Genomic DNA, 26,517 nt, shown 5'->3' with positions numbered 1-26,517 from the left:
GGCAGGGCCGCTCAGCCACGGAAGCAACCCATGTACCACCGACTGGCAATCGGCGTGGCCCTCGTGGCCATCGCTGCGACCGGCTTCGTCATCACACGCCACCAGGCATCGCACGGCGTCGGGCTCAAGCCCGTGCCGCAGGCTGCCGGCGAGGTCGTGCCGGGCGGCTGGACCTGCCCCATGCATCCCGACCTGCTGCGCGACGCGCCGGGCTCCTGTCCCATCTGCGGCATGGCCCTGGTTCGCGCAGCCGGGCCTGCAGCGGACGCCAATCCGGCAGTGCCGGTCAGCGTCGCGCAGCAGCGTCGCATCGGCCTGGTGCTGGAGAAGGTGGGCACTTCCGCAATCACCGCTGGCGACCTCGTCAGCGGCCAGATCGTGCAGGACGAAAGCGCCAGCGTGCAGCTGACTCCCAAGGCGGAGGGCTGGGTGCGGCGGCTAGCCGTAGGTGGCGTTGGCGACAAGGTGAGCAAGGGCCAGTTGCTGTACGAGCTCTATTCACCCGAACTGCAGCAGCGCCAGCGCGACTACCTGGACCTGCTGACGCGCCGCGACGCCCTCACCAACCGCCCGGGTGGCATGGGCCCCATCGGCAACACCGCGCCGGAGATCATGCTCGCCAGCATCGCGAAGGAACGCTTCCGGGCCCGTGCACGTCTGGTTGCGGCCGACATCCCGGAGGACGTACTCCAGGAACTCGAAGCCAGCCACCGCGTTCGCGAGCTGCTGCCGGTACGGGCCGAGCATGACGGCATCATCACCAGCCTGACGGCGCGTGAAGGTGCCGCCGTCGGCCCGGCACAGCCGGTGCTCAGCTATGCGGACACCAGGCGCGTCGCCGTCGAACTCACGCTGTCGCCCCGGCAACTGGGCGCCCTGGGCAGCCAGGCCCGGGTCAGGCTGCAGTCCAGCGTCGACCCGCATCAGACCCTGGTCGTGACCGCTCGCGCGCAGCAAGCCGTCGTCGACCCCGTCTCGCGCCAGGCCAGGCTCAGGGCCACGTTGAACCCGGGCGCCCATGCCGCGGCCTTTCCGCCGGGCAGCCTGGTGCGCGCGCAGCTGGCCGACGCCATGCCAGCGGTCATCACGGTGCCCAGCGACGCGGTGCTGCGCATGGGCGACACCGAGCAGGTCATCGTCGCCGACGGTGACACGGGTTTCCGGCCGGCCACGGTCATCCTGGGCCGCAGCGACGGCGAACGCGTCGAAGTGCGCGAAGGCCTGGCGCCCGGACAGCGCGTCGTCGTGAACGGCCAGTTCCTGATCGGCGCCGAAGCCTCCTGGGCGGCGGCCCGGGCCCGTTTCGCAGCCCACGCCAAGCCGCGCGACAACGCAGCACAGCACCACCATGCGCACTGACCGGCTGCTTGCCCGCATCATCCGCGCCTCGCTGGCGCACGGCCGCTGGGTCGTGCTGGCCGTGGCCGCACTCACAGCGCTGGCCGCCGGCCTGGCGTCGCAGCTGAAGCTCGATGCCCTGCCCGACCTGTCGGACGCCCAGGTCATCCTCAAGGTCGAAGCCCCGGGCCAGCCGCCCCGCCAGGTCGAGGACTTGTCGGTCTACCCCGTCACCACGGCGCTGCTGGGTGTGCCGGAGGCGGCCACCGTCCGCGCGGTGTCGATGTTCGGCGAGGCCTTCATCTACGTCGTCTTCCGCGATGGCATCGCACCCGCCCAGGCGCGTGCCGCTGTCCAGCAGCGCCTGTCGCAGCTGCAAGCGGCGCTACCTGCCGGCAGCAAGCTCGTCCTGGGCCCCGACGCCGCCGGCACGGGGTGGATCTACCAATACGCCCTCACCGGCCCGCTGCCCGTGGACCGCCTGCGCGCGCTGCAGGACACCGTGCTGCGGCCGCAGCTGCAGAGCCTGCCGGGCGTGGCCGAGGTGGCCAGCATCGGCGGCGCCGCCAGGCAGCTGCAGGTCGACCTCGACCCGCTGCGGGCCACGGCGCTGGGCATCACGCCCGACGCGGTGGCACAAGGCCTGCGCGACGCCAACCAGTTGCGCGGCGGCGGCGCTCTGGAACTCGGCAGGCAGCGAACGATGGTCACGCTGGATGCCCGCTCGTCGGCGCCGCGCGACCTGGCGGGCGCCGTTGTCGGCCAGGATGCAAACGGCCAGCCGGTGCGGCTGGCGCAGATCGCACGCGTGGGCTGGGGGCCTGCCCCTCGCGAAGGCGTGGCCGACCTCGACGGCCAGGGCGACGTGGCCGGCGGCATCGTCGTCATGCGCCAGGGCGAGAACGCCGAGCGTACGCTGAGGGCGGTCCACGAGCGCGTGGCCAGCCTGCAGGCCAGCCTGCCGGCCGGCGTCCGGCTGGAAACGACCTATGACCGGGCCGGACTGATCCACGCCTCTGTCCGTTCGCTGGCGCTGCGCCTGCTGGAAGAAGCCATCGTGGTGGGGGCCGTGTGCCTGCTCTTCCTGCGCCGCCTGCGCTCCGCATGGGTGGCCGTGCTGAGCCTGCCCGTCGGGCTGCTCGTCGCGCTGGCGGTGCTGGAGCGACAAGGCATCACCGCCAACATCATGTCCATGGGCGGCCTGGCCATCGCCGTCGGCGCCATGGTCGATGCCGCCGTCGTCATGGTCGAGACCCTGCACCGCAAGCTCGAGAACGCCGACGGCCGCGCCAGCCACCACGAGCTGGTGCTGCAGGCGGCCCAGGAGGTCGGGCCGGCGCTCTTCTTCTCGCTGCTCGTCATCACGGTGTCCTTCCTGCCGGTCTTCTCGCTGCAAGGCCCCGAGGGCCGGCTGTTCACGCCGCTGGCGCTGACCAAGACCTATGCAATGGCCGCGGGCGCGGCGCTGTCCATCACGCTGGTCCCGGTGCTGATGCTTCGCTTCGTGCGCGGCCCGGTGCAGCCCGAGCTCGGCAACCCCATCAACCGCGTGCTGCAAAACCTGTACAGCCCGCTGCTGCGCGCCGCGCTCGCGCATCCCCGCCGCACCGTAGCCGCTGGCGCGCTGACCAGTCTCACACTCGCCTGGCCGCTGCTGCACATGGGTAGCGAGTTCATGCCGCCGCTGGATGAGGGCGACCTGCTCTATATGCCCACGACGCTGGCCAGCGTGTCGGTGGACGAGGCGGCCGACATCCTGAGCCGCAGCAGCGCACTGATCAAGCAGCAGCCCGAGGTGGCCTCGGTCCACGGCAAGGCCGGCCGCAGCGATTCCGCCACCGACCCCGCACCCCTGTCCATGCTGGAGACCACCATCCAGCTCAAGCCCCGTGCCGAATGGCCCGATCCGGCCCTGCCCATGCCGGATCTCATCGCCCGGCTGGACGCCGAGCTGCGGCTGCCTGGCCTGACGGCGAGCTGGGGCCACCCCATCCGCACGCGCATCGACATGCTGGCCAGCGGCAGCAAGACGCCACTGGCACTGCGCGTCACGGCCCCCGACCCGGCGCTGGCGGCCCGCGTCGCCGAACAGGCGGAGGCGCTGCTCCAACAGGTGCCCGGCGTCAGGCACGCCGTGGCCGAACGCAGTGCGCAAGGCCGCTTCCTGGAAGTGCAGCTGGACCGCGCCCGCCTGTCGCAGGCCGGGCTGCGCGCCGCCGACGTCGCGCAGTGGGTGGCGGGCCCGCTGGGCGGCGAGGTGATCGACACCGTCGGCATCGGCCGCGAGCGGGTGCCCATCGTCGTGCGCCTGCCCCGCGCCGACCGCGACTCCATGCAAGCCCTGGAGCGCCTGCAGTTGCGCGCCGGCACCGGTGCCATCGTGCTGCTGGGCGACGTCGCCACGCTGCGCCTGACCGAAGGGCCGGCCGAGCTGAAGACCGAGAACGGCCAGCCCGTGGTCGACGTGCAACTGGATCTGGACAGCGGCGACATCGGTGGGGTGCTCGAACATGCCGGCCTGGCGCTGGAGCCGCTGCGGCCGCGGGCCGAAGGCGCTCAATGGACCTTCGTCGGGCAGCAGCTGCGGCTCGCGCAGGGGCGCTGGAGGCTGGCCGCCATCAGTGCCGCCACGCTGGCCCTCGTGGCAGCCATCCTGGCCCTGCACTTCCGCCGCACGCGGCATGTGGTGGTCGTGCTGTCCAGCCTGCCTGCCGCAGCGGCCGGCGCGTTCTGGCTGTGCTGGGCGCTGGGGCTACAGTGGTCGTTCGCCGTTGCCGTTGGGCTGCTCGCGCTGGCAGGGTTGGCGGCCGAGTTCTGCGTGGTGATGCTGCTCTACCTCGACCAGGAGCGGCAGCGCCACCCCGAGCTCGCGCTGGCGGACACCATCACGCGGGGCGCCCTGCTGCGCCTGCGCCCCAAGGCGATGACGGTGGCCGTCATCCTCGGCGGCCTGATGCCCCTGCTCTGGTCGGACGGCGTCGGCGTGGACGTCATGCGCCGCATCGCGACGCCCCTGGTGGGCGGCATGCTGACGGCACCGCTGTACACCTTGCTGGTGGTGCCGGCCCTCTACCGTTGGGTGGTGCGCGCATGAACCGGCTGCTGCGCCTGCTGGGCTCCATGCCCTTTGCCGTGGGCGTTCTGGCCGTGGTCGCCATCGCGGCGAGCATCGGCTCGCTGGTCGAACAGAACCAGCCCCTGGCGGCGGACGTCGGCCGCTACGGCCTGCTCTGGGCCACCAGCTTTCGCCTGCTCGGCCTGCACGACATCTATCACGCCGGCTGGTTCCTCGCGCTGCTCGGGTTCCTGACGTTCTCGACCGGGCTGTGCGTCTGGCGCCAGACGCCGGGCATGTGGCGCGAAGCGCGGGGCTTCAAGCACCACCTGGGCGCCGAGGCGCTGCGCCGCCTGCCCGCTACCGTCGAGCTGCAGCTGTCCGAGGGGCAGAAGGCACAACTGCCGACGGCGCTGCGGGCCGGTCGCTGGCGCTGGGTCGGCGACGGCCTGACGCTGTCGGCCACCAAGGGGCAGCTGCGGCGGCTGGGCTATGTCGCCACCCACCTGGCCATCGTCGTCATCAGCGTCGGCGGACTGGCCGACGCCAACCTCGGCCTGCAACTGCGACTGGCAGCCGGCCGACTGCACGCCGCACCGCTGGAGCAGCCGCCATCCGAGCTGAGCCCCGCCAGCCGGCTGGGGCCCGACAGCGGCGCTTTCCGCGGTGCGCTGCGCCTGGCGGAAGGCGGCAGTGGCGACCAGGCCAGCCTGGCTGTGGCGGACGGCTATCTGCTGCGCCGGCTGCCGGTGGCCGTACACCTGCGGGCTTTCCGCGTGGAGACCCACCCGGGCGGCCAGCCCAGCGACTTCGTCAGCGAGATCGAGATCACCGACCCGGCCCGGCCCGGCACCGCTTTCCCGTTGCGCGTCGCGATGAACGCGCCGGCCCGCTACGGCCGCCTGCAGTTCTACCAGTCGGGCTTCGACGACGGCGGCTCCAGCGTGCGCGGGGCCTGGCTGCTACAGGGCGGCCTAGCGCACCAGCCCCTGCAGGCCCAGGTGGGTGTATCGCAGGCCCTGCTGCTGGACGGCCGGCCGCTGACAGCGGAACTCACCGGCTACAAACCGCGCAATCTGGTCGCGCCCGACGCGCCTGCGACCCGGGGCTGGCACGAGGCCTTCCTGTCGGGTGCGCAGGCCGCGCAGCGCGTCGACCTGGGGCCCAGTCTGGAACTGCGCCTGCGCGACGATGCCGGGCAGACGCTGACCGAGACCGTCTACGTCAAACCGGTTCGCCTGGACGGGCGGGCCTATGCCGTCTTCGGCCTCGCCGAGGCCTCGGGAGAGGCGCGCTTCCTGCGCCTGCCCATCGACGAACGGGGCTCGCTGGGTGACTACCGCCGGCTGCTGGCAGCGCTGGCCGACCCAGCCACGCTGCACGCATTTGCCACCGGCGCGCCACCGGTCGTGGCGCAGGCCCTGCCGCATGCACTGGCGCAGTTCCGCCGCGGCGGGCTGACCGCCGTGGGCGACGCCAGCAACCAGCGCGTGCTGATCGAGCTGCTGTCCCGGCTGGCTCTGCATGCCTGGTCGGCCGAGCACCCCGGGCAGCCGCCCGCCGAAGGACTCGCGTTCGTGACAGACGCGCTGCTCGCCTACAGCCACTGGATAGAGGCGGGGAAGCCGGCCCTGCTGCAGGTGGACGAGGTCACGCCCGTGGCGGCCAGCGTGCTGCAGGTCAGCGAGGCACCGGGCGCCGCCATCGTCTACCTGGGCATGGCGTTGCTGGCCCTGGGCGCCGCATTGATGGTGCTGTGCCCGGAAAGGCGGCTGTGGGTGCGCGAATCCCCGCAAGGCGTTCTGATCGCACTGGCTGCCCACCGGCCGCTGGACGGCCTGCCAGACGAACTCCATGCGTTCACGCAACTCATCCTGAAGGAATCCCCATGAACTGGATAGTCGGCGCCACGGCGCTGCTGCTCACCTGCCTGCTGGCCCACCTCGGGGGCGCAGCGATGTTCACCCGCACGCTGGGCAGCAGCCAGGCGCAGATCTTCGGCATGGGCATCGCCACGCTGGCGGCGGTGCCCGCCTACGCGCTGGCGTGGTGGCGGCAGTCCCACGGCCCCTGGCCGGCCCGGCTGACCAAGCTGGCGCTGGTGCTGGGCATCAGCGGCCTCGCGCTGCGATGGGTCGAGTCCTACCGGCTGGGCGGCGGCATCGGCCATGTGCCCATCAGCAACCTCTACGAAGTGTTCGTGCTCTTCGTGCTGATTGCGGGCGCGATGCAGTTGCGCCTGCAGGCCCGCGGCTTGGCGAGCGCCGGTGCGTTTCTCGCCCCGGTCGGCGGCGCGGCAGCGGCGTTCCTGTTCTGGTACGCGCTGGCGCGCGGCGGCCATGAACAGGCGCCGCTGGTGCCAGCGCTGGATTCGTACTGGATGAAGCTGCATGTGCCCGCCAACTTCATCGGCTATGGCGCCTTCTGCCTCGCCGCGATGTGCAGCGCCGCGTGGTTGGCCGCCGGCCAGCCGTTCGCCGCGCGGCGCCTGCCCGCCAGGAAGGCCCTGGAGGAGGCGAGCTACCGGCTCATCGCCGTGGGCTTCGTCGCCTTCACGATCGCAACCGTCCTCGGCGCGCTGTGGGCCGCAGAGGCCTGGGGCGGCTATTGGAGCTGGGACCCCAAAGAAACCTGGGCCCTGGTCGTGTGGCTCAACTACGCGGCCTGGCTGCACCTGCGCCTGGTCGGCAGCCGCCGCCACGCCGGCCTGCTGGCCTGGTGGTCCATGGTCGGGCTGCTCATCACGTTGTTCGCCTTCCTCGGCGTCAACATCTATCTGTCGGGCCTGCATTCCTACGGTGCCCTGTGATGACGTCCATTGCCCCTGTCATCACTTATCTGTGCGCCGGTGCGCTGCTGGCCAACGTGGCAACCGCCTGGGCCTTGTCATCGCATCGCCCGACCTGGCAGCGCCTGCTGGCGCCCGTCGCCTGCCTGGCCGCGTGGCTCGCGGCTTCGGTGCTTCTGGACGACGGCTGGCCCGGCGCCGAACTGCCAGGCCACGCGGCAGCCGTAGCGACCGCCATCTTCTGCGTGGCCGGATTCCCGGTCTTCGTCGTCCAGCGCTGGCGCCGCCGATGACGGCGCCGCGCCCTCAAGCCTTGTCGATCGCCGCGTAGAACTCGGTGTTCTCGCGCCGGATCCTCTCGTTCAAGGCCTTGATGATGTGGCGGGACTCGTTGGCGAAGCTCAGCGCTTCCCGGGCGATGTCCTTGGGCAGCAGCCACTTGTCGCTGTAGGCCTTGAACGCCCCGGCCAGATCGCCCATCTCGGACTGGTATTTCTCGCCCAGCTTGCGCACCGCGGGATCGGCGCTGCCCAGCGCCTGGGGATAGAGCAGCTTGTCCTCGCCGGCCAGATGCAGGCGCAGCTTGCCCGCCAGCTCCGACAGCGCCCGGCGCGCCGGCGCACCGTCCTTGCCGAGCAGCGCGATGTCCAACGTGGTTTCAAAGCCCTTGATCAGCAAGGCCAGGCTGGCGTGTTCTTCACGGTAGCGGGCGGTTTTCAGCATCGTCTTCTCCTGGGTGGGTGATGGATACAAAAAGGGACGGCGGGCCCAAGCCCGCCGGTACTGCATAGGCGCAAGGCGCTCACGGGCTGCTGAACTTCCAGCTCATGCGCAGTTCGGCCGAGCCGTCACCGGCCGGCGCCTTCAGCACGTCCGAGCCTTGCTCGTTCAGATTCAGCAGCCGCTGCCGAAGCGCCCCATCGGCCTCCCACCACTTCAGCGCGATGCGCCCCTCCGTGCGGCGCGTCGGGTGGCCGGATTCCTCGCGGACAGTGATGCCCACGGTCTCCGGGCGCAGCGTGGGAATGCCCAGCCAGACGCGACCCGACCTGGGGTGCAAGACGACCTGGAACAGGCCGCACAACGCGCTGTCTCGCACGGTGCTTTCGCCGCGCTGCGTCTCGGTATACCTGACGACGCCCTGCACGTCGTTGAAGCTGCCTTCGACGCGCGAATCGATCTTGGCCTGCAGGGCCAGCTTGCAGTCCGCCTGGCCCGTGAAGAGCAGGAATTGCGGCTGGGGGCCGGTGTCGTCGTCCACGCGGGCGGCGGCCGGAGTGCCCGTCACGCCGGCCAGCGCGCTGTTCATCGCGGCGCTGAGGGCGGCGCTCTCGCGGGCGATGCACTGGGGATCGGTGCCGCATCGCGCCTGCATCGCCTGCACCTTGGACTGCATGTCGGCCTGCAACTGCCGGCCCTGGGACGCAGACACCCGCTGCTGCGGCCCTCCAGTGCCAGCCGCGGGCGCGCGGGAAGCCTGGGACTGCTGAAAAAGCCTGTCCACGTCTTGGGCATCCAGCGGATTGCTGGGGAACAGCACGCCATCGGAATGCAGCAAGGCATCGACCTTCAGAAGCTGGGTGAGCCGCTGTTCGCCGCTCTCCACGCCCAGCTGAACGGGGCCTCGACGCACCAGCTCAAGGCTCAGGCTGAGCCGGCGGCTTTGCGGCGCCGCGGCAGCTGCCGGGCTTGCGAGAAACGCGCCCGCCAGCACGGCGATGGCCAGCGTGGTGGCCGTGATGAAACGGCGTGGGCGTGGGGTGGCTTGGGGCATGGGCAACTCTCGGGACTCGATCGCAATGAGTTTCTGGGGCGGAGTCAGCGGATGCATCGCCCAAACGGCCCATCGAGGAGCCATGAAGCAGCGTGCCCTAGCCAGCAAGGCTGGTAACCAGCGACGTCGCGCCCTCATGAGCGGATGCAGGCGCTTCCGGCCCGAGCACGAGCGCCGCCACGGTGTCGGCGCCGCGGTCCTGCTCCTCCATCATTCGCCGGCAGCGCAGCCGCCGCATCTCGTTCTGGATATCGGTGAGAGCCCGGCTGATCGCCGTGGCGAACTCGCCGGCCGACCAGGCCGCGCTGCCCATCTCGCCCAGGCCTTCGCGCGCGAGACGGTGCGCGTTGTCGAATTGATCATGGGCGGAAGGCACGGCGAGCTGATGCACGCCAGAGCGCAGCGCTTCGGCCATGGTGCCTATGCCGCCGTGATGAACGACGAGCGAGACCCGCCGCAAGAGCGTCTCGAAGGGCGCGAAACGAAGCCACAGCACGTCGGCGTCGCAGCTCTGCGCCGTCGCGGCCGGGCCCACCGCAATCACCTTCGCGCCCGCCGCCAAGGCGCCGAGGATGCATCGGCTCATCCAGCCGGACACGTTGGCGACGGCGGTGCCGGCAGTGATGAGGATGGTCGGCTTGTCAGGCCGCATGGCCAGGAAGTCGCTCACCGTCCTCGGCAAGGCCACCCCACGCTGCTGTTGCAGCGGGAAACCGCCATGCACGCCCTGCTGCGGCCAGTCCGCGGCGGCTGGAGCGAACCAGGTCGGAAAGGCGTACACCACCCGCCGCGGCGAATGGATCCAGCGCGAGAACACCTGGGAGACCGGCTTCAGCCCCAGCCTGGCGCGGACCTTGTTGACCCCAGGCGCAATCACCGGGTCCAGGGCCAGCCGTTCCACCACGGACAGGGTTCCCTTCTTCAGCCAGAGCGGCCACTCGGCAGGAATGGAGGCCGCCGGCCACCTGGGCGGCGAAACGGCAGAGAAGATCACCGACGGCGACAGATGGACCGTTGCATTGGCAAACCCGTCCCTCTCCTCGGCCAGCCGCGCGGCCAGCGCGAAGCTAGAGCTGACCAGCAGCGTGCGACCCGGCGACCAGCGATGCGCGATCAGTTCGTGGCCGCTGCGCATCGCTGCCGTGTAGTAGCGCCAGGCCGCCGCGGTTCCCTTCTTGGGGTCCCAGACCTCCTCGCCGTCAAAGACGTCCTCGAAGACGTCCTCGGCGCCCATGCTCTCGAAGTCGAGGCCCCGGCTGTCGGCATGCGCCCGGTAGCGGTCCGGGCCCAGCATCGTGACCTGCAGGCCCCGCCTGGAGAGCGCGGCCCCGATCTCGACGAAGGGCAGGACATCGCCGCCCGACCCGGCCGCGCAGATGACGACACGATTGAATGACTCCATGGCCCGACTCCTGAGGGCATCACCCCCCGATCCTGTTTGCGCAGCAAGTCCTCTCGCCACGATTGATGCTTAGCGTATGCAGCATTTCGTTCCATGTCTTGAACGATTCGGCCAAAGGCGGCGCTTCGCGGGAATTCAGCAGCGGTCGGAAGCCGCAAAACCTCATCCGATGGGCCAAAGGAACCATTGATGCCCATCTTATTATGATGTATTGTTTATACATCTTATAAACAGCCGCACCGCGATGAATGAACGTGTCACCCTGCTGCCTGCGCCCGCGTCGCTGCAAGCGCATGTGGTGTGCATCGTCCGGCGCGAGGTGCAGGGCGACGAGCAGGCCGGGGCATTGCCCGGCACCGTGCCGGCCAATGCCTATGCCTGCCTCAACCTGGTCGCAAGGCCGGGTCATGTACGGCTCGACGAGTCGCGCGAACTGCTGCCCCGTGCCTTCGTCACCGGGCCGTTCACCGCCCCGCTGCGGACCCAGGCCCAGGCACCGCTGCGGTCGCTGAGCGTCGTGCTGCAACCCTGGCTGCTTTCACACTGGTTCGGCCTCGCGCCGGCGCGAATGGTGAATGCCCTTCAGGATCTGGAAGACGCCGCGCTCACCGACCTGCTGGCCAGCGTCGACCAGCCCGAGCGGCTGGCGCCGGCGCTGCTGGCACTGGCGACCCGCGGCGAGCGGTTCGAAAAAGAGGCGGCCGAGGCCAGGCGGCTCATCGGCGCAGTCTCTCAATGCACCACGGTGTCCGAGGCGGCAGCCATGGCGAGGCTCAGCGAGCGTCACTTCATGAGGAAGTTCGAAGTTCTCCTGGGCCTGAACCCCGTCGCCTGGCGCCGCGTCAAGCGCTTCGAGTCCGCCCTGGAGCAGATGGCGAACGAGCCGGCGAGCAAGGCGCAGCTCGGGCACATCGCCCTCGACTCGGGCTACTCGGATCAGGCCCATATGACGCGGGAGTTCCGGGCCATCACGGGTTGCACGCCTTCGGCGCTCCGGCTCGGTTTGAGTGCCGACGCTCCCGGCCTGTGGGCGTTCAAGCCCGCCCTCCACACCCCTCGAGCCTCAACTGCGCAGGCAGACTGCCCATGAAGCGCCACGCCAACCTGGTTGCACTCGCCCGAGAACACCACCAGTCTTTGGTGATGGCGCGTTGGGCCAAGGCCGCAACCGCCGACGAGGACGCCGCGCTGACGGCGTCCGAGCGGCTTCGCCTGGCCGAGTTCCGGGGCGCGCTGGCAAGGCATGCGAGCCGGGAAGAGGCCATCGTCGGCGCCATTCCGGAATTCGCCGGCCTTGGCCTGGAAGCGGCTCGGCTGCGGGCCGAGCATCTGGAATTGCTCGATCTGATGGACCGCTGCGGCAGCCAGGCCGACCTGAACCGGCTCGGCAACCGGCTGGAGGCCCACACCCGTTGGGAGGACCGCGAGTTCTTCGCTCAGCTGGAAGCCTACTGGTCAAGGAGCGGCCAATGAACCACACCGCGGCATTCCACGTCGAAAAGGCGCTCATCGGCCGCAGCACCTCCCCGGTCGTCAGCGAATGGCTGGGCTCACCCTGGAGCAGTGACATGTCCGAGATGAAGGCCTCCACGCCGGAGCGGCTGCTGCTGCTCGGCCTCATCGTCGATCAGCTGGTCGATGCGGTGATCACCATCACCCCGGACCAGCGCATCGTCGTGGCCAACAACGCCACCTCCCGGCTCTTCGGCTATGCGCACGAGGAGCTGATCGGCATGTCGCTGGCCTGGCTCATGCCCGAGAGGTTCCGGGCGGCGCACCGCCGCGGCGTCGACGCCTACCTGGCCATCGGCGGCACCCAGCGGCGCACCGAGGGCTACATCGACGTGGTGGGCCTGACCAAGGCGGGCGATGAAATCCCGATGTCCCTGAGCATGACCTGCATGTTCCACGAGGGACAGCCCTATCTGACCGGCGTGCTACGGGACATGTCCGCCATCACCGAGGCCAGAGAGACCATCCATCGCCAGCTCGAGGCGCTGACGGTGGCCAATGCCCAGCTGCAGCAACTGGCCGATCGCGATCATCTGACCGGCGTCATGAACCGCCGCGCGCTTCAACAGGTGCTGCCGGCACTCTGGCGTGACTCGGATCCTCAGTCGGCACCGATGGCCGTGCTGCTCTGCGATCTCGATCACTTCAAGCAGTACAACGACAGCTACGGCCACCTGGAAGGCGACAACTGCCTCATCGCTGTCGCCGCGGCTCTTCAGACCGCGCTGGCGGACGTGGCCACGGTCGCCAGGTTCGGTGGCGAGGAGTTCATCGCCTTGCTGCGGCCGTCGTCAGGACTGACTGCGGCGGCTGCGGCCGAGCGTATGCAACAGGCCGTGGCGTCGTTGGCCATCCCTCACGTCGGCTCGTCCGCCAGCCCCGTCGTCACGCTGAGCATCGGCGTCGCCAGCCACCAGGCACAGGACAGCAACGTGGAAGCGCTGATCCGCCACGCTGACGATGCCCTCTATGTCGCCAAGCGCTCACGCAACCGATACGTCGTCTGGGATCAACGCCTGCTGGGCGGCCCACACGACTGAGCCAGCCCGCCCACCACGCCATCTGCTTCGACTGTCACCCCATGAATTCCGAGATCACCACCGACCTCCGCCCACTGACCACCGCGAACCAGGACCTCCTCGCCGTCTTCAACGGGTATTGCGCTCTCCTGGCCGGCCAGGCCATGCTGCTGGTTTCCAACCGCCCCATGGACCATGTGCAAAGACACCTGGATTCGATGCTGGAGAGTGACTACCTCTGGGAAGTGCTGGACCAGGGTCCGGCGCAATGGCGTGCCCGCGTCACCAAGCTGGAAGCATTCCAGACCTGCTGCGGCGCATGTGGCTGAGGCTGGACGGGAAGCAGCTATGACCCATCTGCTCACCGCCAGGCACAAGGGGCTGGTCGCCTGCGTCGCCCAGGCCCTCGTCCACCTCGGTTCGGAAGGCCTGCTCCACCCTCACGACCGAGAGCAGGCACTGGCCGCCGTTGAAGAGGCGCTGACTGAAGTCGTCGGCCATGTGGAGTCGGAGAACCAGCTGCTGCACAACCCAGGGCCGCCTCCTGCGCCGGGCGCAGCCCATCTGCGGCATGACACCCTGCTCGAAGAGTGCCGGATCATCCGGTTCTCGATCGCTGCGATCCGAGCCTCGACACAGCAGAACTGGCCGCGGGTGGCCGACGTGCTCTACAACTCGCTGGCCAAGCTGCTGAGCATGCTGGTGACGCACACGCTCGAAGAGCAACGGCAGCTGAGATATGCCGGCGTGTCGGTCGAGGCGGCAGCAGCAGCCGACAAGAATCCGGCCGACATACGCCTGGCCAAGGACGCGGTCGCCCGGAATGCGGGGCAGGCCCTTCGTTGGATGGCGAGTGCGTGCAATCTGAAGGAAATCGCCTACGTTCTGCAGCTCATCGCCGCGTATGGAACACGCGACGACTACCGAGCAGCAGCGGAAATCATCCGCGCGCTTTCCATCCCTCGCAGGTGGGAGCAGATCTCGGCGAGCCTGCCCCAGTTCGCCGACACCATCCCTGCGGATCTGGGGGCATCGCCCCCCATGCGAGCGTGAAGCGCGCCGGCTTCGTCGGCCGCGCCACAGCGGCGCGGCGGCGATCAGATCACCCGCGAGACCCCGAACTGCTCCAGCACCTCGGCCATGACGCCCAGGTCTCGCGGCAGTTCCTGGACACGGTCGGCCATGGAGACGAAGAACTTGTCCATCGGACCGCCCACCGTCCAGGCAAGGAAGCGGGTGCGGGCCTGTGTCGGGTTGCGGTAGCCATGCGGCGTACCGGGCGGCAGATGAACCATGTCGCCCGCGGCGAGGGTGTGCTTCTCGGTCGGCGTGTGCATGAAGAGCTCGCCCTCCAGCACGAAATAGACCTCCTCCTCCTTGGCATGGGTCACGCAGGGCGTGCCGCTGTAGGGAGGCACATCGACGACGACGATGGCCATGCCGTGGGGCGAGTCCGACGACGGCACCTTGATGTTGACCTGGTCGCCGAGCACAGCCACCTGGTGGCCCTCGTTCATGCGGATGACTTTCATGGGGATTTCTCCAGTTCGGAAGTGACTTCATGTCTGATGCGGCGGCTGCCGCACAGCAGGCCAAAGAGTAGTCATCGCCCCCCGACAGGACATCGACCAAAAGCACCATCGGTGGACCACCCGAGCTGGCGGCACAGGCAGCAGACGGCAATGACCCATTCAGACCATGCGCGCAGCGAGCTCTTGGTTCACAGTCGGGTGGACCGGCATCCATCTCGCCCACATGAAACCGGATCTGGAGGGACACCCGCATGACTGACTCGACAAGCTGCACCCGCCCACAGCTGCCGGTCAAGCTGTGCCCGCCCCGCCCCCAACTCCACACGCTGGTCGCCCGCGAGCAACTGGGCGGCATGCTCGGCCGCGAGCTGGCCACGCGCCGGGTGGTGCTGGTGCAGGCGGCGGCCGGCTATGGCAAGAGCCTGGCGGTGGCCCAGGCGCTCGAGATGCTGCCGCCGCAGCTCATCAAGGTATGGATCAACCTCGATGAGGGGGATTCCCTGCGCAGCATCGCTCACGGTCTCTCGCAGGCCCTGGAGCCCTACGACCCGCCCTGGACCAGCGACCCCTGCGCCTGGGCGAACAACGTCATCGCCGGCGACAAGGGGTCGCTGATCGCGGAGTCGGCCGAATTCGTGCGCGCGCTGCAAGGCGTCGAGGCCCCGTCCGCGGTGCTGGTCTTCGACGATCTCCATAGGCTCCAGCAGGAGTCCGCCCTCGGCATCGTCCAACTGCTGGCAGAGCGCCTGGGCCACCGTTGGACCGTCGTGCTCGTCAGCCGGTCCCGACCCAGCTTCTCTGTGGCTCGCCTGGCTGCGAGCAGCGACCTGGCCATCTTCAGGGAGGCCGACCTGGCCCTCGGTCAGGACGAGACCCTCAGCATGTGTGCGTCGCTGCCAAGCGATCGTGCTCAAGCCATCTGGCGACGCACCGCGGGCTGGCCCGCGGGTGTGCGGCTGGCCATGGCCGCTTCAGCGGTCGATGCACGTGACGACGCCATCGACGAGTCGGTGTTCGACTTCCTGGCCTCGGAAGTCATCGAGCAATTGCCCCGCGACATGAGAAGGCTGCTGCTCCAGCTCGCCTGCCTGCCCGAGTTCAACCTCGCCCAGGCCGAGGCCTTCACCGGCAGTGCAGACGCGCCCCAACTTCTCGAAGAAGCCACCCGGCGATCCCTGTTCATCTCCCATCTCGGCGACGACAAGGGCACCCTGCGCTTCCACGACCTCTTCAGAGCGGCCTTGCTGCGCCACATCCGCTTTGAGCCCGACCTGGAGCTGCCCGCGCTGATGCGGCGGGCTGCCGAGCACGAAGCGGACCCGGCGCGCAGGATCGACTTCTTCATCAAAGCCAATGCCTGGCAGGAGGCTGCGGCTGAACTGTTTCGGCAAGCGCCGGCGTATTTGCTCCAGGCGGAGGCCGACGAGCTTGAAGGCCTGCTGCGGAAGTTCCCCGATCAGCAGCGCACCGCCATGCCGGACCTGCTGGCCGTGCAAGGCTTGATCGCCTTGAGCCGATGGCAGTGGCCCGACGTGCCGCCTTTGATGCGACGCGCCTCTGAGCTCTACGAGAACGAGCAGCGCAGGGCCGACAGTCTGCAAACCAAGAGCCTCATCCCCATCGCACTGGCCGGCCTCGGGGAGAACCAGTCCGCGCGGGCTCTCGTTCGCCAACTCGACGAGGCCGGCGGCCTGAGCGAGCAGGCCCGGCTCTACCTTGGAATCGCCCGGAGCTGGATCCTGCTTTCCGAGGGTGCGCTGGAAGCCACCGGGGAGTGCCTCACGGCCACCGTGGACTGCTTGAACGACATGGATGCGCCGCCCTTTCTGTGGCAGCAGGCGCAACCCCTGCCTGCGTTCATCGGACTGCCGAACTCGCGCGGCGCGATCTCTCGATGGGTGCAGGGATCGCTGCGTAGGAGCGGCGACGTTCCCACCACGCTCCGCGGCATGGCGCAGGTGCTGCGCGCCTGGCTGCTGCTGCGTGCCGGCGACAGCGACGGCGCCTGGGAGGCTTGCGAGGATGCAGCCAGCGAATGCAGCTGGCTCCACCAGCCCAGGGCGCTGGCATTCCAGCTCGGGCTGCTGAAGGCTCAACTGCTTTCGGTGGATGGGCGCCATGAAGCGCTGGAAACCCAGTTGAACACCATGCTGGTCAGTGCCGAAATGGGCGAGGAGCGCGCCAGCAGCTTCGCGGCACGCGGGCTGCTGCTCTACCTCGGCTGCCGACTCGCCAGCCAGGCCGGCCATACCGCGCTGGCCTCTCGCCTGGCATCGCAGCTGCTGAGAGAACCCGACGTGATGGTGGGTTGGATCCATGCCGACCTGCTGCACGGGATTCGGGCCATCGCCGCGGAAGCGCGCGGTGAAATGCAGATCGCGCTGAGCCATTGGCAGCTGCAGCTGGACATCGAAGGCCGGTCCGACCTGTTTGGTCAGGGCGCTGAGGCCCGCATCCATGCCGCCACGCTCGCCCATGCCGTGCATGGCCCGGGCGCGGCCGAGGTGATCCTGGGCCCGCTGCTGGACCAGTGCATCGCCAACGGTGAGCCCGGGCTGCTGCTGTTTGCAAGCCCACACGCACGCCGCTACATCGCCACCGCCAGTTGGAGCCCCGGCTTTGCCGAGCGATGGGCGGCACTCATGCCCGGCCGGCCCTCAGCGCCCAACACACTCACCCTCGCTTCGGCCAACCTCAACGACATCGATCGCCCGTCTCGATCTGTCGACAGGATGGCCGGGCTCTCTACCCGCGAGATCGAGGTCCTGGACAGGCTCGCCGCCGGGGACAGCAACAAGCAGATCGCCCGCGAGTTCGACATCAGCCCGTTCACCATCAAGAGGCATGTCGGCAACATCCTCAACAAGCTGGGCGTTCAGAGCCGGGGCCAGGCGGCGGCCTGGTACCGGAAACAGTCGAACTAGCACCGACAGCACATCGCCCGGCAACCACGGCGCTGGTTCCTTGGGGCGATGTCCCCCGGCCGGGATCCCCTCACAGTGCATCCACTGGCCTTGAGAGGATCAACATGCCGCGCCCCCCTCACAACTCGTTTCTCCCAAACCGTCGCCAGCCTGCTGCTCGCCGCCTCGTGTGGCGCCAACGCCGCTGCTGGATGCTGGATCGCCGACGCGCCCACGCAGGCCAGTGATCGCTCACCGCTGGGCACACCCTCGACGGTGCCTGTGGACAGGCTGGCGCGCGAGATCAACGCCATCCTGCACCGCAACCCGGTGCTTGCGGCGATGCCGACCGGGCCGACCCCGGTTCAACTGCGCACGCAATGGAGCGTGGGCACCAGGCAGGAGGCGGCCGGCAACCGCTATCTCTGGATCCCAGATCCTCGTCGACAAAGTGCAAGTCATAGCAGCACGGATCGAAAAAGGTGCAATCTGATCGTTCATCGTGAACGAGTCGGGTTGCCCAGACGCGTACATTCGTGGGTGCCGGGCTGATGACAGTGCAAGCTGTTGCTACCGCTCAGGTGCAAAGCAATCCTTCAAGTCACATGAGCGGTTACGCGCATGTCCCGGCCGCAGAGCATGGCATGGGTCTCCAGGCAGGTCCTCGGGTTGATTGCCCGCATCAAGCCCGATTAGCCTCAGCGTCGCGGGCGCGTAAATGTGCCCGTCCGGGTCAGAGCCCGCCGCCAAACAACACGCACGATCTCGACGCTGCCCGCTGCTGCCGGCATCGGCGGCCGGAGAAGCGCCCCTCGCCCCACAAGCGACTCCGGAATGCGGCATCTGACCCGGTTCTCCGGTTGGTCGTGTGCGCCGAATCGCACCACAATCCAGCTTGCCCACCGCTGGAAACGATTGCCGCCGGCAACGCGTACAGGGCGTGCAACCGACCTACGACCCTCGTCGCACCGCGACGACGCTGCACATGAAAGGTTCCATGAACGTCCTCAAGCGCAACAACGTCAGTGTCATGGGCGATCAGGGGCCCGTGTTGCTGTACGCCCATGGCTTTGGCTGCAACCGGGAAATGTGGAACCACATCTTGCCGGCCTTTGCCCAGACCCATCGTCAAGTCGTCTTCGACTACGTTGGGAGCGGCAACTCCGATCGCAGCGCATTCGATCCGCAACGGTACTGCGATCTCAAGGGCTACGCGCAGGACGTGCTCGACGTGTGTGACGCGTTGAACCTGACCGAGGGCGTCATCTTCGTCGGGCATTCCGTGAGCTGCAGCATCGGCATGCTGGCCTCCATTGAACGGCCGGCGCTGTTCGATCGCCTCATCTTGCTCGGGCCGTCGCCGTCCTTCCTGAATGATCCGCCGGGCTATCTTGGCGGCTTCGAGCGGGAAGATCTGGAAGGCCTGCTGGCGTTGCTGGATCAGAACTACATGGGCTGGGCGCAGTACCTGGCGCCCGTGGTGGCGGGCGCCTCAGGGGGCGATGCCGTGGCGGGCACCCTGAATGCGAGTTTCTGCTCCACGGACCCGGGCGTGGCGCGGGTGTTCGCACGTGCCACCTTCTTTGCGGACAACCGTGCCGACCTGAATCGCGTGCCACGGCCGGCACTGCTGCTGCAGCACCGCAAGGACAACCTGGCACCGCTCGGGGTGGGCGAGTACATGCACGCGCAGATGCCGCAAAGCACACTGCAGGTCCTGGACGTCGAGGGCCACTGCGCGCACTTGAGCCACCCGGCACTGGTCATCGACGCCATGCACCAGTACCTCGCGCCCGCCGCTTCGGCCGACTGACACCGGCCTCGAGCGATGAAGCTGCTGGACGAACTCCCCTGCGCGGTCGTCATCACGGATCGCGCAGGCCGGGTGCTGGGTGCGAATGCAGGCCTGGCGGCGCTGGTCGGGGCTCCCCGCGAGAACCTCGTGGGCGGCTCGATCGAAGACCTGCTGCCGCCAGCCAGCCGCATCTTCCTGCAGACGCATCTTTGGCCGACCTTGTTGCGTGACGGGCGCCTGACCGAGATCCATCTGCAGATCAAGGGCGACGGCAGTACCCGGCTGCCCGTCCTGCTGAATGCCCGGTTGGGTGAGCACCAAGGGGCGGCGGCCTATTACTGGACGCTCTTTGCCGCGATCGACCGGCACCGCTTCGAGGCCGAGTTGGTGGAGCAGCGCAACCTGGCCGAGTCGCGGAACCAGGCGCTGCACCAGGGCCAGCGCTTCATCAAGAGCGTGACGGATGCGATTCCGGGTCTGGTCGCCTACTGGGACAAGGACCTGCGCTGCCGCTTCGCGAACAAGGCCTACGTTGAATGGTTCGGCCGGCACCCTGACCAGTTGCTCGGCACCTCGCTGCGCGAGCTGCTGGGCGACGCCGTCTTCGCATTGAACGAGCCGTACATCCGCGGCGCGCTGGCGGGGCAGGAACAGGTTTTCGAGCGCACGCTCGTCAAGGCGGACGGCAGCACCGGTCACACGCTGGCGCACTACCTGCCCGATGTGGTGGCCGGCGAGGTCCAGGGCTTCTTTGTACTGGTCAACGATGTGACCGCCCTCAAGGAAAGCCAGGTGGTGCTGGAAGAGGCGCAACGGCTGGGCCAGATCGGCAGCTGGACATGGCGCGTTGCGGGCGACGTCGTCACCTGGTCGCCGCAGCTGTTCGCCATCTTCGGGCGGGACCCCGCTGGACCTACGCCCAGCTTCGTCGAGCAGGCGGCGCTCTACCTGCCGGAGGACTTCGAGCAGTTGCGGCGGCAGGTTGAGCTCGCCCTCTCGTCGGGGCAGTCCTACGACATCGAGCTGCGGTACTGGCGCTCCGATGCCTCGGTGGGCTGGTTGGACGCAAAAGGCGAAGTGGTCCGGAATGCGGCGGGTCAGGTCACCGGCCTGCGCGGGACGGTGCAGGAGATCAGCCTGCGCAAGGAGCAGCAACAGGCCCTGCTGGTGGCGAAAGCGCGCTTGCGCTCGATGTACGAGACCACACCGGCCCTGCTCCACTCCATCGACGCTCAAGGGTGCCTGCTGCACGTCAGCGATGCATGGCTGGCCCGCCTGGGCTATGAGCGAAGCGAGGTGATCGGTCGCCCCGTCACGGACTTCCTCACCGACGACTCCCGCAGCCGGGCGCTTGAGCAAGTGCTGCCGGCATTCTTCGAGATGGGCCGCTGCGACGACGTGCCCTATGAGATGGTCAGCAAGAATGGCGAGATCATCGACGTTCTCCTGTCGGCGATCCTGGAGCGCAACGAGCAGGGCCAAGGCGAGCGCAGCCTGTCCGTCATCCAGGATGTGACACTGCGCCGCCGCGCGGAACGCGAACTGGCCCGTGAACACGAGCGCCTGCGAAACCTCATCGAAAGCACGAACGCCGGCACCTGGGAGTGGAACGTCCAGACCGGTGAGGTGATCGTCAATTCGCGCTGGGCGAGCATCCTCGGCTGGTCCCTGGAGGAGCTTGGTGCCGTGACCAACCAGTTCCGCGCCGACATCGCCCATCCCGACGAACTGCCCCGCACAAGGACGCTGTTGCGCGAGCACTTCGCGGGCCGCTCGGACGCCTACATCACGGAGGTTCGGCTGCGCCACCGGGACGGGCACTGGATCTGGGTCGAGGACCGCGGACGGCTGATCTCCCGCACGCCTGACGGGCGGCCTGAGTGGGTTTACGGCATCCACATCGACATCTCCGAGCGCAAGCGCCGTGACGAGGTGCTGTCCACGCTGAGCATGCAGCTGGCGGACCAGCATGAACTGATGCGCGTGACACTGCGCTCGATCGGCGACGCCGTCATCACGACCGATGCCGAGGGTCTCATCAGCTGGCTCAATCCGGTGGCGGAGCGCATGACGGGATGGCTGTCCTCCGAGGCGCTCGGGCGGCCTCTGCTGCAGGTGTTCCACATCGTCAATGAAGAGACCCGGGAAGTGGCGCCCGACCCTGTGGCTGCGTGCATGGCCGAAGGACGGATCGTCGGGCTGGCACACCAGACGCTGCTGATCTCCAAGGACGGCACCGAGTACGGCATCCAGGACTCGGCGGCTCCGATCCTCAACGCGCTGGGCGATATGCTGGGCGTGGTGCTGGTATTCCACGACGTGAGCGAACAGCGCCGCCTCAGCGGCGAGATGACCTACCGCGCCACGCACGACGCGCTCACAGGGCTGGTCAACCGCGCCGAATTCGAGACGCGCATGCTGAGGACGCTGCGGCATGCCCAGGAGAACGACAGCCAGCACGCACTGATGTACATCGACCTGGACCAGTTCAAGCTCGTCAACGATGCCTGCGGCCACTCGGTGGGTGACCAACTGCTTCAACAGGTCAGCAAGCTGCTGGCCGACGCCGTGCGGGCACGTGACACCCTGGCTCGCCTGGGTGGCGACGAGTTCGCCATCATCCTCGAGCACTGCACGATGGAGCAGGCAGCCCGCGTGGCACAGAAGATCTGCGACCGCATGGACGACTTCCGCTTCATCCATGAGGACCGCCGGTTTCGCATCGGCACGAGCATCGGCCTGGTGCCGGTGGACAGGCGCTGGGCCAGCACGGCAGCGATCCAGCAGGCGGCGGACACCTCCTGCTACGCGGCCAAGGAAGCTGGGCGCAACCGGGTGCACGCCTGGTTTGACACCGACGCCGCCATGCGGGCGCGCAGCCACGAGATCCAATGGACGTCGCGCATCGAGAACGCACTCGATCAGGACGGCTTTGAACTGTTCGCACAACGCATCGAGTGCCTGAAAGATCAGGCGCAAGGCGTGCATGCGGAAGTGCTGCTGCGCATGCGCAACGACGATGGCACGCTGGCCCAGCCCGGCTCGTTCCTTCCGGCGGCGGAGCGGTTCCATCTCGTCTCGCGCATCGACCGCTGGGTCTTGAAGCGTGCTCTCGCGTGGCTGCGCGGACTGCCCGAGCCCTGCGTCATCGAGAGCCTGAGCATCAACCTCTCAGGCCGATCCGTGGGCGACCGCGCCTTTCATGCCTGGGTACTCGAACTGCTCGCCGAAGCAGGGGCCGGCGTGTGCCAGCGGCTCTGCCTGGAGATCACCGAGACCGCCGCGGTGACCAACCTCGCGGATGCCGCGGTGTTCATCGGCCAGGTCCGCGCTGCGGGCGTGAAGGTGTCGCTCGACGACTTCGGCGCGGGCGCCTCATCGTTCGGCTATCTGAAGGCCTTGCCGGTGGACTACCTGAAGATAGACGGCCAGTACATCCGCAACCTCGTGACGGACGCGCTGGACGACGCCGCCGTGCGCTGCTTCGTCGACGTTGCTCAGCTGATGGGCATCAAGACCGTGGCCGAGTTCGTCGACAGCCCCGAGGCCTTGAACCGATTGAAGCTGATCGGCGTGGACTACGCGCAGGGCTATCTGCTCCACCGCCCGGAGCCCATCGCCGGGCTGCTGGCGGTGGCGGCTCGACCAGGACACTGACGCCTCAGGCGGGCGCCTCCTGGCGCGGCGGAAGCGACGAAATGGCGGCGCGAAGCCGTGCTGCAGGCAGTTCGAGCTGCTGGGCGATGCTCTCGAGGCAGCGCTCGAAATCTGCTGCGGACGCGGTGGCGTGATGCGCCAGCGCAGACACCGCCGCGATGCGTCGATGACCGAGCGGGCCGGAGAGGGCCAAGGTCGTCTGCGTCTGCACGTGGTGGCGCACGCTGTGCACGGCCGAAGCCTGCAAGCCCCAGGTCTCGCACAAGGCTGCGCCGAGGATGTCGTGGGACGCTCCAAACGCCTGCATTTCGAGCGACACCAGCAACGCGTCATCGGCAGGTGCCTGGGCCCAGATCAAGCGGTAGCGTGACGCCGCGTGGCGGTACAGCAGCGCCTTGCCGCATTCCTCGAAAAGCCCGGCCGAGTGTGCCGCCCAGGCGTCAAAGCCGAGCGCCTGAGCCACGACACCCATCCATCGGCTTCGCTCCGTCGCTCGTTGCCAGAGCGCCTCAAGCTCGGGGGCCGGCGGGAATGCAGCGCGCAGCGCGTTCTGCAGGGTGATCGCGCTGACCTCGCGATGCCCCAGGTAGGTGATGGCCTCGCGCACGGTCTGCACACGGCCAGACAACTTGAAGAACGCGGAATTGACCGTCTTGAGCAGCGCCGAGCTCAACGCCATGTCGGCTTCGATGACGTCGCCCAGCGTGTCCACATCGCAGGTGGGCGCCGCCATCAGGGCAGCCATCCGCAAGAGCGCCGCTGGCGGCGCCGGCAACTGAAGGCTCAGGGCGCTCTGCGCAGCGCCCGCCGTTGACTCGTTCACGCTTGCCTCCCGGTGGGTCCACACGCACTGTCGACATCAGCCCCAAGCCTGCCGCGCCGGCGGACACTCACAGCTGCCTGTCGTTTGCACGAAGATCGCTTCGTCAGCGCCGCGCGCTTGGGGCTGATCATTTCTGAGCCAGTCTACCGGCCGATTGGCGTTTGCATGGAAGTTGACGATGAGGCGCCCACAAGCGCAACGGGGTGCGCCCGCTGGCTCGAGCGACGCGCCGAGCGCCTCCCGCGGTGCCATACCACCCGGATTCGTCATAAAAACCGCAGATGCAGACACCCAATCGTGGATCGACCAAGGGATTGTGAATAAATTCATCATCTTCATCAAATTCGTGTGTGCAACGTTGATCTTCATCAGCCGGAAATCTTCAATTCGGTAAAGATAACGACGCGTCCAGTTTGAACGCACACGACGACTCAACAAGAGAGGTAGGCGACATGAGCAAGATCAGCACTCGATCGTTTCTGATGGTGGCTTTCTGCGCGGCGGTGATGCCGCTGGCCGCCCATGCAAACGATCCCAAAGCAACCATCGCAGAACTGGATGCGCGCTTGACCAAGCTCGGCCCGCCCAAGATTCAGGGCATGGAGAAGGCTGGCGACAAGGAGGCGCCGGGCCTCTACTTTGGCTCACGCAAGCTCAACAACAACTACGACATCGTGGACGATGTGAAGAAGAAGTTCGGTGCGACTGCGACGATCTTTGTCAAACAGGGCGACGAATTTGTTCGAGTCAGCACCAACGTGCTCACGCCCGAGGGCAAGCGCGGCGTGGGAACGAACCTGGCGCGTGCCAAGGCGTACGAGGCGGTCAGCAAAGGCCAGAGCTTCTGCGGCGATGTCGACGTGCTGGGCACAGCGTTCAGCGCTTGCTACAACCCTGTCAAGGACGACAAGGGCAGCGTCATCGGCGTGACGTACGTCGGCTTCAAGAAGGGCTGACATGGGTACGCGCACCGGCAAGTTTCAGGGGCGCCTTCGCCGCCGACTCTCTGAGCTGTCCACGGCCAAGAAGTTCGCCTTGGCGTTCGGCTGGCTGATCCTGCTAACGGCGCTGCTCGGTGGAGGTTCGCTCTACTCACTGAACCGGGTGCACAGCGCGTCGGGTGAGTTGGCCGCACTTTGGCTTCCCGGTGCCGGTCACCTGGCCGCTGGCCGCGCTGCGCTGCTGGAGCATCGCGAGTTCGAAGTCAAGCACACGACCGCGGCCGACGCCGGTTACATGGATGAATACCAGGAGAAGATGAAGCAAGCGTTGGAGGCCGCCGAGAAGGCCTTCTCGGACTTCGCCGCCATCCCCCTTCCGGTAGAGCACAAGGCCATGCACAAGGCTTTCGACGGGCTGCTCAAGGCCTATCTCGCTACTGCTGCCAAGGTGGTCGCCCTTGACAAGGGCGGGAAGCAGGAAGACGGCAAGGAGATCAGCGAAGGCGCCGGAAAATCGACTTTCGACGAAGCCATCCTGGCTCTGGACAAGTTGGCCGCTGCCGGCTTCGAGGCGGGCGCCATCGCCGGTCAGGCGTCCCAGGCGACGTTCGAGAAGTCGAGGCAACTGACATGGGTGCTGCTGGTCGTGAGCCTGATATCCGGCGCCATGCTTGCAGCGGTGCTGTCCAGGGCCATGCTGGGTGAACTGGGCGGTGAGCCGCGCGTGGCCGCCGAGCAGCTCCGCCACATCGCGCAAGGGGATCTGACCCGGCCGGTCCCCGTGAAGCCGATGGATGACAGCAGCCTGATGGCGGGACTGGCTCAAATGCAGCAGCGTCTGATTGCCGTGGTGGCCCAGGTTCGGCAGGGGGCGGACAGCGTCGCCACGGCCAGCCAGGAGATTGCCGTCGGCAACACGGATCTGTCTCAGCGCACGGAAGTCCAGGCCGCCGCGCTGCAGCGCACCGCCGGCGCGATGGATCTTCTGCGCCAGCAAGTGCTGCTGAGCGCGAAGAATGCGAGGGATGCGAGCGGTGTGGCCACCCAAGCCACCTCCGTGGCAGAGCAAGGCGGCAACGTTGTGGGCGGCGTCGTTGAAACGATGCGTGGCATCAGCACCAGCTCCGACAGGATTGCCGAGATCATCGGCGTCATCGATGGCATCGCATTTCAGACCAACATCCTGGCCTTGAACGCTGCCGTTGAAGCGGCACGCGCCGGCGAACAAGGCCGCGGGTTCGCCGTGGTCGCGGGCGAGGTGCGCAACCTGGCACAGCGCAGCGCGGCAGCCGCCAAGGAGATCAAACAACTGATCGTTGCCAGCGGCGAAGAGGTGAGGAGCGGGTCGCGGCAGGTCGACCAAGCCGGTGACACGATGAAGGAGGTCGTCAGCTCCATCCAGCAGGTTGATCGCATCGTGAACCAGATCAGCGCGGCTGGCGCCGAGCAGGCAGACCAGGTGACGAAAGTCGGCGAATCGATCGGGCAGATGGACCAAACCACGCAGCAGAACGCAGCGCTGGTGGAACAAAGTGCTGCCGCTGCGGAGAGCCTGCAATCCCAGGCACAGCAACTGGTTCAAGCAGTTGCCTTCTTCAGACTGGAACGCTGAGCGTCGCCCTCAGGCTCTGAACCGACAGGTTCTCGACCGGCCGGTCCGCCGAATCATCCCCACCACCGCCCCAGTTGCGCCCTGATTGGAGATGCGCCATTCAACGACCCGAGCCGCCGTGACTGACCGAGGCCTCTGGCAGCCTGCCGGGACCTTCCAAGGAATACGTCTTACGCCTGGCTCCGGGTCCGACCTCGTCTGCAGCAGTGCCACACACCACCCTGCCCCGACGTCCGAGTGAAACCAGGCATGATTTGAGACTCTCTGTCCCCGCAACGGATCTCGCCTGACGGAATCCATGGGGGCACCATCATCCGTTCTATTTGCGGCGCGCTGCGTCTTCCGCACGCGCCCGCGTGAAGCGCT

At 67.9% G+C, this 26,517-nt stretch carries 21 protein-coding genes; 15 read left to right on the top strand and 6 right to left on the bottom strand.

Annotated features, from left to right (window positions below):
* Positions 1-30: 30 nt before the first annotated feature.
* Genes ACG04Q_RS10800 through ACG04Q_RS10780 form a run of 5 tightly spaced genes read left to right on the top strand, consistent with a single transcriptional unit; the run spans position 31 to position 7,474 of the window.
* Positions 31-1,359, top strand: a complete 1,329-nt coding sequence (locus tag ACG04Q_RS10800; protein ID WP_394510930.1) for a heavy metal-binding domain-containing protein — start codon at positions 31-33, stop codon at positions 1,357-1,359.
* Entirely contained in the window at positions 1,349-4,432 is a 3,084-nt protein-coding gene (locus ACG04Q_RS10795; RefSeq protein WP_394510929.1) for an efflux RND transporter permease subunit, read from the top strand. Before ACG04Q_RS10800 ends, ACG04Q_RS10795 begins: the two co-directional genes overlap by 11 nt.
* Positions 4,429-6,285: a cytochrome c biogenesis ResB family protein gene (locus ACG04Q_RS10790; RefSeq protein ID WP_394510928.1), complete on the top strand. Its 1,857-nt coding sequence runs from the start codon at positions 4,429-4,431 to the stop codon at positions 6,283-6,285. The genes ACG04Q_RS10795 and ACG04Q_RS10790 overlap by 4 nt, the downstream gene beginning before the upstream one ends.
* Positions 6,282-7,202 (top strand): c-type cytochrome biogenesis protein CcsB, encoded by a 921-nt coding sequence (ccsB, locus tag ACG04Q_RS10785; RefSeq protein WP_394510927.1) that lies wholly within the window; start codon positions 6,282-6,284, stop codon positions 7,200-7,202. The genes ACG04Q_RS10790 and ccsB overlap by 4 nt, the downstream gene beginning before the upstream one ends.
* On the top strand, positions 7,202-7,474 hold the full coding sequence (locus ACG04Q_RS10780; RefSeq protein WP_394510926.1) for a hypothetical protein: 273 nt from the start codon (positions 7,202-7,204) through the stop codon (positions 7,472-7,474). Before ccsB ends, ACG04Q_RS10780 begins: the two co-directional genes overlap by 1 nt.
* Positions 7,475-7,487: 13 nt before the next feature.
* Here the strand turns inward: ACG04Q_RS10780 and ACG04Q_RS10775 are convergent, their stop codons facing one another.
* The 3 genes from ACG04Q_RS10775 to ACG04Q_RS10765 form a co-directional block, all read right to left on the bottom strand.
* Positions 7,488-7,904, bottom strand: coding sequence for a hemerythrin domain-containing protein (locus ACG04Q_RS10775; protein WP_394510925.1), 417 nt, complete (start codon positions 7,902-7,904; stop codon positions 7,488-7,490).
* Positions 7,905-7,983: 79 nt separating this feature from the next.
* The gene (locus ACG04Q_RS10770) at positions 7,984-9,039 is read right to left on the bottom strand and encodes a hypothetical protein (RefSeq protein ID WP_394510924.1); all 1,056 of its coding nucleotides are present in this window, start codon (positions 9,037-9,039) and stop codon (positions 7,984-7,986) included.
* A gap of 13 nt (positions 9,040-9,052) precedes the next feature.
* The gene (locus ACG04Q_RS10765) at positions 9,053-10,357 is read right to left on the bottom strand and encodes a glycosyltransferase (protein WP_394510923.1); all 1,305 of its coding nucleotides are present in this window, start codon (positions 10,355-10,357) and stop codon (positions 9,053-9,055) included.
* A 244-nt stretch (positions 10,358-10,601) separates the two neighbouring features.
* Between ACG04Q_RS10765 and ACG04Q_RS10760 the strand changes: the two genes are divergently transcribed.
* From ACG04Q_RS10760 to ACG04Q_RS10740, 5 genes are read left to right on the top strand one after another with little or no spacing between them, the layout of a single operon-like run.
* Complete coding sequence (locus ACG04Q_RS10760) at positions 10,602-11,447, top strand: helix-turn-helix domain-containing protein (RefSeq protein WP_394510922.1); 846 nt, start codon at positions 10,602-10,604, stop codon at positions 11,445-11,447.
* Positions 11,444-11,830 (top strand): hypothetical protein, encoded by a 387-nt coding sequence (locus tag ACG04Q_RS10755; protein WP_394510921.1) that lies wholly within the window; start codon positions 11,444-11,446, stop codon positions 11,828-11,830. The genes ACG04Q_RS10760 and ACG04Q_RS10755 overlap by 4 nt, the downstream gene beginning before the upstream one ends.
* Complete coding sequence (locus tag ACG04Q_RS10750) at positions 11,827-12,909, top strand: GGDEF domain-containing protein (protein ID WP_394510920.1); 1,083 nt, start codon at positions 11,827-11,829, stop codon at positions 12,907-12,909. Before ACG04Q_RS10755 ends, ACG04Q_RS10750 begins: the two co-directional genes overlap by 4 nt.
* Before the next feature lie 41 nt (positions 12,910-12,950).
* The gene (locus ACG04Q_RS10745; protein ID WP_394510919.1) at positions 12,951-13,217 is read left to right on the top strand and encodes a hypothetical protein; all 267 of its coding nucleotides are present in this window, start codon (positions 12,951-12,953) and stop codon (positions 13,215-13,217) included.
* Positions 13,218-13,236: 19 nt separating this feature from the next.
* Positions 13,237-13,941 (top strand): hypothetical protein, encoded by a 705-nt coding sequence (locus tag ACG04Q_RS10740; RefSeq protein WP_394510918.1) that lies wholly within the window; start codon positions 13,237-13,239, stop codon positions 13,939-13,941.
* Between the two features lie 44 nt (positions 13,942-13,985).
* Here ACG04Q_RS10740 and ACG04Q_RS10735 read toward each other — a convergent pair whose 3' ends face one another.
* On the bottom strand, positions 13,986-14,420 hold the full coding sequence (locus ACG04Q_RS10735) for a cupin domain-containing protein (protein ID WP_394510917.1): 435 nt from the start codon (positions 14,418-14,420) through the stop codon (positions 13,986-13,988).
* Between the two features lie 251 nt (positions 14,421-14,671).
* Here ACG04Q_RS10735 and ACG04Q_RS10730 point away from each other — a divergent pair, with 251 nt between their 5' ends.
* From ACG04Q_RS10730 to ACG04Q_RS10720, 3 genes are all read left to right on the top strand, one after another.
* Positions 14,672-17,344, top strand: a complete 2,673-nt coding sequence (locus ACG04Q_RS10730) for a winged helix-turn-helix domain-containing protein (protein ID WP_394510916.1) — start codon at positions 14,672-14,674, stop codon at positions 17,342-17,344.
* A 976-nt stretch (positions 17,345-18,320) separates the two neighbouring features.
* Entirely contained in the window at positions 18,321-19,136 is an 816-nt protein-coding gene (locus tag ACG04Q_RS10725) for an alpha/beta fold hydrolase (RefSeq protein ID WP_394510915.1), read from the top strand.
* 15 nt (positions 19,137-19,151) lie between these two features.
* Positions 19,152-22,775 carry a bifunctional diguanylate cyclase/phosphodiesterase gene (locus ACG04Q_RS10720; RefSeq protein ID WP_394510914.1) on the top strand — a complete coding sequence of 1,208 codons (3,624 nt, stop codon included), beginning with the start codon at positions 19,152-19,154 and terminating at the stop codon, positions 22,773-22,775.
* 4 nt (positions 22,776-22,779) lie between these two features.
* Here the strand turns inward: ACG04Q_RS10720 and ACG04Q_RS10715 are convergent, their stop codons facing one another.
* Together ACG04Q_RS10715 and ACG04Q_RS10710 are read right to left on the bottom strand one after the other, a co-directional pair.
* Positions 22,780-23,598 carry an HDOD domain-containing protein gene (locus tag ACG04Q_RS10715; RefSeq protein WP_394510912.1) on the bottom strand — a complete coding sequence of 273 codons (819 nt, stop codon included), beginning with the start codon at positions 23,596-23,598 and terminating at the stop codon, positions 22,780-22,782.
* 36 nt (positions 23,599-23,634) lie between these two features.
* Positions 23,635-23,967, bottom strand: a complete 333-nt coding sequence (locus tag ACG04Q_RS10710; protein ID WP_394510911.1) for a hypothetical protein — start codon at positions 23,965-23,967, stop codon at positions 23,635-23,637.
* Positions 23,968-24,050: 83 nt separating this feature from the next.
* On the opposite strand from ACG04Q_RS10710, the gene ACG04Q_RS10705 reads away from it, so the two are divergent.
* Both ACG04Q_RS10705 and ACG04Q_RS10700 read left to right on the top strand, forming a co-directional pair.
* Positions 24,051-24,554 carry a Cache 3/Cache 2 fusion domain-containing protein gene (locus tag ACG04Q_RS10705; protein WP_394510909.1) on the top strand — a complete coding sequence of 168 codons (504 nt, stop codon included), beginning with the start codon at positions 24,051-24,053 and terminating at the stop codon, positions 24,552-24,554.
* A 1-nt stretch (position 24,555) separates the two neighbouring features.
* Positions 24,556-26,151 (top strand): methyl-accepting chemotaxis protein, encoded by a 1,596-nt coding sequence (locus ACG04Q_RS10700; RefSeq protein WP_394510907.1) that lies wholly within the window; start codon positions 24,556-24,558, stop codon positions 26,149-26,151.
* The last annotated feature ends 366 nt before the right edge of the window (positions 26,152-26,517 follow it).

Origin of the sequence: Pelomonas lactea (genome assembly GCF_043555885.1) — a bacterium.
Taxonomy (GTDB): domain Bacteria; phylum Pseudomonadota; class Gammaproteobacteria; order Burkholderiales; family Burkholderiaceae_C; genus Pelomonas; species Pelomonas lactea.
Note: the sequence above shows the minus strand (reverse complement) of the source record. Positions and strands in the feature narration are given on the sequence as shown.